The organism is Actinomycetota bacterium, assembly GCA_035536535.1.
Classification (GTDB): domain Bacteria; phylum Actinomycetota; class JAICYB01; order JAICYB01; family JAICYB01; genus DATLNZ01.
In genome coordinates this window covers 1-6,562 of record DATLNZ010000120.1, presented here as the reverse complement: position 1 = coordinate 6,562, position 6,562 = coordinate 1, and the positions used below count along the sequence as shown (strand labels likewise).

5 protein-coding genes are annotated in these 6,562 nt (G+C 68.6%); 2 read left to right on the top strand and 3 right to left on the bottom strand.

The window, feature by feature from the left end; genetic code table 11:
• From VNE62_08170 to VNE62_08160, 3 genes are all read right to left on the bottom strand, one after another.
• The coding region (locus VNE62_08170) for a hypothetical protein (protein ID HVE92260.1) at nt 1-1,719 on the bottom strand (1,719 nt) is incomplete at its 3' end.
• Nucleotides 1,720-2,005: 286 nt separating this feature from the next.
• A complete protein-coding gene (locus tag VNE62_08165; protein ID HVE92259.1) occupies nt 2,006-2,560 on the bottom strand; it encodes a DUF192 domain-containing protein in 555 nt (184 codons plus the stop codon).
• 22 nt (nt 2,561-2,582) lie between these two features.
• The gene (locus VNE62_08160; protein HVE92258.1) at nt 2,583-3,269 is read right to left on the bottom strand and encodes a uracil-DNA glycosylase family protein; all 687 of its coding nucleotides are present in this window, start codon (nt 3,267-3,269) and stop codon (nt 2,583-2,585) included.
• 123 nt (nt 3,270-3,392) lie between these two features.
• Here VNE62_08160 and VNE62_08155 point away from each other — a divergent pair, with 123 nt between their 5' ends.
• Nucleotides 3,393-4,175 (top strand): hypothetical protein, encoded by a 783-nt coding sequence (locus VNE62_08155; GenBank protein HVE92257.1) that lies wholly within the window; start codon nt 3,393-3,395, stop codon nt 4,173-4,175.
• A gap of 128 nt (nt 4,176-4,303) precedes the next feature.
• Nucleotides 4,304-6,508, top strand: coding sequence for a (Fe-S)-binding protein (locus tag VNE62_08150; GenBank protein ID HVE92256.1), 2,205 nt, complete (start codon nt 4,304-4,306; stop codon nt 6,506-6,508).
• Nucleotides 6,509-6,562 lie beyond the last annotated feature (54 nt).

The following is a 6,562-nucleotide window of genomic DNA, read 5'->3' as shown; positions in this document are numbered from 1 at the left end:
CGCGTCAACCGACACGTCGCCGCCTGAGTTGACCACTCCCGTGACGGCAGAAGCCGACACGGCGTCTCCGGTGTCAGACGACCCGTCCTGGACGAAGTCCAGCTCGTTGTCGCCTCTGTGGCCGATGGTCGAGTTGGCCTGGGCCGCGAACGCGGTGGCTGCGCCACCCGCTCCGCCCGTGCCCGCTCCGCCTGTGCCACCGGCACCGCCTGTGCCTCCCGTGCCAGCTCCGCCTGTGCCACCGGCACCGCCTGCACCGCCGGGGCCTGTTGCCCCCCCGGCGCCTCCGGTGCCGCCTGTGCCGCCTGGCCCACCGAACCCGGCACCGCCGGCACCGCCGGCACCGCCGGCACCGCCCGCCCCCGCACCGCCGGCGCCACCAGTTGCGGTGGCGTCTCCGGTCGCGGACTCGGAGGCGGTGGGACCGACACGAACCGTGCCGGCGTGGTTGGAGACGGAAGCGTCGCCGCTCACCGACTCGGCGTCTTCGGACACGACAGACGACGTGATGGACACGTTGCCGCCCGAGTTGACCACGCCCGTCACCTGGGACCCCGCAACGGAGTCCCCGGATCGAGCGTCGGCCCGCTGGGTGATGTCCACCTCGTTGTCTCCTTCGTGCAGTACGTCCGCTTCTTCGGGATCAAAGCCCAGAATGTCGTCCTCCTCCTCGTGGGAGGTGGCGGACACTCCGGATCCCAATGCTGCGTCTACTTCTGTCTCGGTAGTCGGTTCGTCACTGGACTGCCTGTTGAGAACATCGATGCTTCCCTGCTGGGAGCTGGGCAGGCCCTGAACCTGCGGACCGGCCACATGACCGTGCGTCACCGTCTGTTCGGAACCGGTGATCACTTCGGCGGTTCCGCTCACACGGCTGACAGGGCCGGTGGCCGAGGACGCAGCGGTGTGACCCGCAGCTCCCGGCACCACAGCAGCCTGTCCCGACCCGGATTCCGCAGCTCCGGGGGGCCCAGTCGGACCCCGCGGTCCCCGCGGACCCTCCAGCTCGGACTCGCTGCTCTCAGGGCCGGCCTGGATGGACTCGATGTCGTTGTCCGCGTCTACGGACCCCGTCACCGACTCGTCGTCTTCGCTGTGGTTGTTCAGATCCACGAAAACGTCGCCGTCGGACGCCACGATCCCAGTGATCTGGGATCCTGCGACCGCGTCACCCGAGTCGCCCTGCTGCACCTGGGTCAGGTCCAGCTCGTTGTCTCCGTCGTGCACGATGCCCGCACGAAGTTCCCCCACGCCGGGGTCCGGGACGTCGATCGAATCCAGCCTCGGCCCCACAGCTACGGTGCCGACGTGGTTTGAAAGACGAACGTCTCCGGACTTGGCTTCGGAGTCCTCGGATCGGTTTGATGCGCGAACTGACGCGCCCCCCGAACCCGAGACGATCCCCGTGACCTGGCTCCCAGCCGACGCGTCCCCGCTGCCCCCCTTGAGGGACTGGTCCACCTCGGCTTCGTTGTCACCTTTGTGCACGATTCCCGCAGTGACCTCCTCTTCTGCGTCGTCGTCGTCGTGATCCGACGGCGCGACGTGACCCGAATGGGTCTTCGGGGCCACTTCGGGTGTGGCGTTCTCAACCTGCTTTGCCCCGCCTGCCGAGGAGGGCGCCGGCTTGGCAGCCGACGCTTTGGCACCTCCAGCGAGCAGTGCGAGACCCGCCAGGACGCCGACCACCAGCCATTCGGCCAGCGTCTTGCGTCTCATTCGTTCCCTTCTTGTTCCGTGATGCCTCACTCACGTTCCCGGTGTGCGGAAAACACCCGGGCACTCCTGGCGATGTCGGTCCGTCTGGCCCCTTTCCGAGCAGCTAGGCGGGGTGCTCTTGCCCCGAAAACCCCACATGCCGGACGACCGTCCGGCTGCCTTGACCAAGGCAGGGGCACACGGCCCCGCCTCCTTGTAGCAGAGCAGGAGCGCGGTTCACAAGGAGGCCTCCAGCAACGATCGCGTGGAAGCGGACAACCGCAAGGCGAGGACGGGCCCGCGGACGCTACTGGGGGTCCGGCAGCGGCCCCTCGGCTCGGACTTTGGCCCCCACGGCCACTGAAGCTCCCCGGAACCAGCCCGAGTTCATCTCGAGAGCGGAGTCGTATTCGACGTCCGGGGGGTAGCTCTTGCACGGGTCCGCCCGGCACGGCTCCATGTCCAGAATCGAAACGATCTCGAAATCCCTGCCGCTGCGTCGCATGTAGGCGATGGACAGCGGGATCAGCGTGTTCTTCATCCAGAAGCCGCCCGTGCCGGGGCGTTCGAGCAGGAACAGCATCCCCTGCGACTCCGGCAGCGAGGTCCTGGACATCAGCCCCTTGGACCGTTGAGCCGTGTTGCAGGCGACCTCCGCGGTCACCCGCTTGTCTCCCAGCAGGAGACGAACGGACGGGGGATCCGTCTCCGGACACGGCCAGGGCGACGGGACGGGCGTGGCGGTCCGGGATGAGGTGGCGTTCGGGGAGGGGGCGGCGGTCCCGCTGACCTCGCGCACCGGGCTACTGTCCGCGCATCCGGCTGTTGCCGCGACCAGGAGCAGGGCGACGATCCCTCTCATGGCACGAGAGTACGCGGCGCCGCTAAGAGGTGAGGCCGAGTAGTGCCGGGAGCTCCTGCAGGTCGCGCCAGAGTCTCCGCTTGGAGTCGGGGATCGTCACTCCCTCCGGAACCGGCTCCGTGACCAGCAGCAGGAGGTCGTCGCGGACGCGCTGTGGCCGTCCCTGCTCCACTTCTCCGACGCTCAGTCCGCAGCGGCCGTCCAGATAGGTCAGCGCCTGCAGGACCCTCGGGCCGAAGGCCACCACCACCACCGGCTCCACCGCCTCGATCTCCACCAGCAGGTGCGCGGCACACGACTTCAGTTGGTCGTCGGTGGCAGGCTGGTCGCCGCGGCGCACGACGGTCGTGCCATAGGTCCACGAAAACGGCACCTTGAGCCGGTCCAGGGCCCTGGCGATGGACGGGGCCTCGTCCGCCCAGGCGGTCTCCGTCCGGAGGTCTTCCGGGCCCGGCCGCTCCTTGATCAGCATCAACGGCGCGCGCGGGTACCCGGACCCGAAGGCGCACGAAGATCCGTCCCTGCCGCACTCCCGGCAGCCACGTATCTCGGCGGCGAGGGCGGCCAGCTCGCCTCCGGATTTCGCGACGTCCGGGACCGGTCCCTCCTCTGACGGAGGCGCCGGTCTGGTCACGCGCGGGGGGGAAGGCCGCGGGATCCGGCGGCCGGGGGGCATGGTCAGCCCGCGGGGGTCGCGCCGGGCGCTCATGGCGGCAGCATACCCGGGGGGTACGTCGGCCCAGTATTCGCTCGCCCAAGCCAAAAAGGCCCGACGGGCGGCGGCGCCGGGTGCGTTTTCCCCTTTGATTGCGCTCACAATCAAGGGGGAAGCATGCGCGCTCGCCTGTTCGCCGTGGCCCTGGGGGCCGTGGCAGCCATCGTCGTCCTGGCCGGACCGGCCGCCGCCAGCTGCACTTTCACGCTCGACCGTGAGTCGACCACTCCGGGGGGCGAGTTCTACGGCCTGGGTACCACCTACACGCCGGGTGAGTCTGTTGAGATCCGGTGGAACAGGGTCGACGGCCCGATCATGGCGCGGGTTCTGGTTTCCAACGGCTCGTTCCGGCAGCACCTGACGGCTCCAGCCGACGCCAAGCCCGGCTGGTACATCGTCTACGCGGTCTCACTGACCCAGTCGACCGCCAAGCCGAGCTACGCCCTCAGGAGGGCCATCGAGGTGGTCGACCCGGCGGCTCCCGCGGCTCCCGCCGCGGGGACCTCAAAGCCGGCGAAGCCGGACCTCGGCCAACAGCACGAGCACCTCCCGGTGCCGGCGCCCGCAGCCAACCCCCAGCCCGCTCCCGTGGCGCATCCAGCGACGCGAACAGTCCCTGCGGCACAACCTGCCTTCGCTCCCAAGGCCGTCCCGGTCGCCAACCCGGTTCCCGCCCTGCAGCCGGCGAGCGCGCCGGCGCTGGAGCCGGTGCCGGCCCTTCGGCCGGCTCCTGCGGCACAGCTGGAGCCGGGGTCCGCCCGCCAGAGCCCGTTGTCCACGGTCCTGCAGGCCTTCACGGCGCCGGAGTCCGGGGCCCTGGTGGTGCCGTCCGCGGCGATGGCGGCGGCCTGGCTGCTGTCGCAGCGATTCCGTCGGCGGCGCTTCGACCTTCAGGCGTAGCACTCAGCCCTGAGCACCACGCCCGGACGTCTCGCGCCGGGCGTGGTGCCTCCCCATCCACAGCACCGACCCGCAGCTGCGCGTTGGTTAGTCTTGGCGCGACCGACCGCCAAACAGGAGGCCCGCCGATGCTGCGTCCCCTCCCGCTGCTTGTCATGGGAGCCGTCACGGCCCTGATCGCCGGGCGGCGGGGATGGCGCCTGTTCCGCATGGTGCGCTCGGGCCAGCCCGACCCGGAACGGTTCAAGGACCTGCCACGGCGTATCCGGTTCGAGCTCACCAAGGTCATCGGCCAGCGAAAGCTCCTGCAGTGGTCCGGGCCGGGAATCGCACACGCACTGACTTTCTGGGGGTTTCTGGTCATCCAGGTCGCGCTGCTCGAAAGCTTCGGCGCGTTCTTCTCGGCGGACTTCGTCCTGCCGTTCATCGGACGCCACGCCTGGCTCGGGTTCATGTTCGACTTCTTCATCCTGGCCGTGACGGTCTCGCTTTTGGCCTTTTTCGCCATCCGGCTGAAGAACAACCCGAGGATCTGGCAGCGCAAGTCACGGTTTTTCAAGTCCCACACCGCCCAGGCGTTCGTCGTCCTGGGAATGATCTTCGGGGTGGTGGGCACGCTGCTGCTGATCAACGCCGCACGTCACGCCCTCGGAAGGCTCCCTTACGCCCAGGGAGCGTTTTTGTCGCGCCCCCTGGGCAACTGGATGTCGCGCTTCGGACACGGCTCGCTGGAGGCGGTCGAGTATGCCGCCCTGGTCGCGCACGTCGGGATCGTGTTCTCGTTTCTGATCCTGGTCCTTTACTCAAAGCACCTGCACATCTTCACGTCGCCGCTGAACGTGCTATTCGGACGCCACCCGCTGGCTCTGGGCCGCCTTCGCCCGATGCACATCGACATGGAGACGCTGGACGAAAACAGCAGGATCGGGGTGGGGTCCGTCGAGGACTTCTCCTTTAAGCACCTGCTGGACGGCCTCACGTGCACAGAGTGCGGGCGCTGTCAGTCGGTCTGCCCTGCGTGGCAGACGGGCAAGGAGCTGAACCCCAAGCTCATCGTCATGAACGTCCGAGACCACATGTTCGCCAAGTCCCCCGTGATGCTGGGCGAGACCACGGCCGAGGAAGCAACCGGCGAAGCGGCCGTGGCCGTCGGGCAGCGCCTCGTCCCGGACGTTATCTCCGACGTCGCACTTTGGGAGTGCGTCACGTGCGGGGCCTGCGTATACGAGTGCCCCGTGGACATCGAGCACGTGGACATGATCGTGGACATGCGCCGCCACCAGGTGATGATGGAGTCGGCCTTTCCGCGCGAGTCCGTCGGGATGCTCAACAACTTGGAGTCCACCGGAAACCCCTGGGCCATCACCGGGGAGGGCCGGATGGACTGGGCCAAGGGCCTCGACGTCCCGGTCGTGAACGGAAGCCTCCCATCGGGCACCGAGTACCTGTTCTGGGTGGGCTGCGCCGGCGCTTCCGACGACCGCGCCAAGAAGACGACGCGCGCGGTGGTGACGCTGCTCCAGCGTGCGGGCGTGAAGTTCGCGGTCCTCGGCCCCCGGGAGTCCTGCACGGGCGACCCGGCCCGGCGGATCGGAAACGAATTCCTGTTCCAGGAGCTCGCCAAGAACAACGTTGAGACGCTGAACGGCGTCGGAGTGACGAAGATCATCACGCAGTGCCCCCACTGCTTTAACACGATGGCGCGGGAGTATCCGGACTACGGCGGCAACTACGAGGTCATCCACCACTCGCAGCTGCTGGCCAAGCTCGTCGGCCAAGGCCGCCTGCAGCCGGAGACGCCCCTGGACCTCGACGTCACGTACCACGACCCCTGCTACCTGGCGAGACACAACGACGTCACGGTCGATCCGCGCCTCGTCATCCGAGCCACGGGGGCGCGCCAGACGGAGATGCACCGATGCGGCAAGAAGACGTTCTGCTGCGGAGCCGGGGGCGCCCGATTCTGGATGGAGGAGACGGAGGGCAAGCGCATCAACCACGAGCGCATCGACGAAGCCCTCGGAGCAAACCCGGACGTGGTCGCGACGGCCTGCCCGTTCTGCCTGGTGATGCTGGACGACGCGGTCAAGGACAGGCAGATGTCCGGAGCTGGCGAGAACGTCGAGGTGATCGACGTGGCGCAGGTCCTGGTGCGGTCGATGAACGGCACCCGCCCGCTTGCCGCCGTGACGTCGGGGTCCAAAGAGCAAGCCGAGACGAAGGCGCCGCCCCACGAGGGTACGGGTGGAGAGGGCACCCCGGACGAGGCCCCTACTCCCCAGACGAGGGTTCCTCCGGGCGAAGGCACCGGCGGGGGCACCTCGTCGGACTGACCCCGTGACCCGCCGCAGGCCCGCGATAGAATCGGACATCGGCGCGGGTGTAGT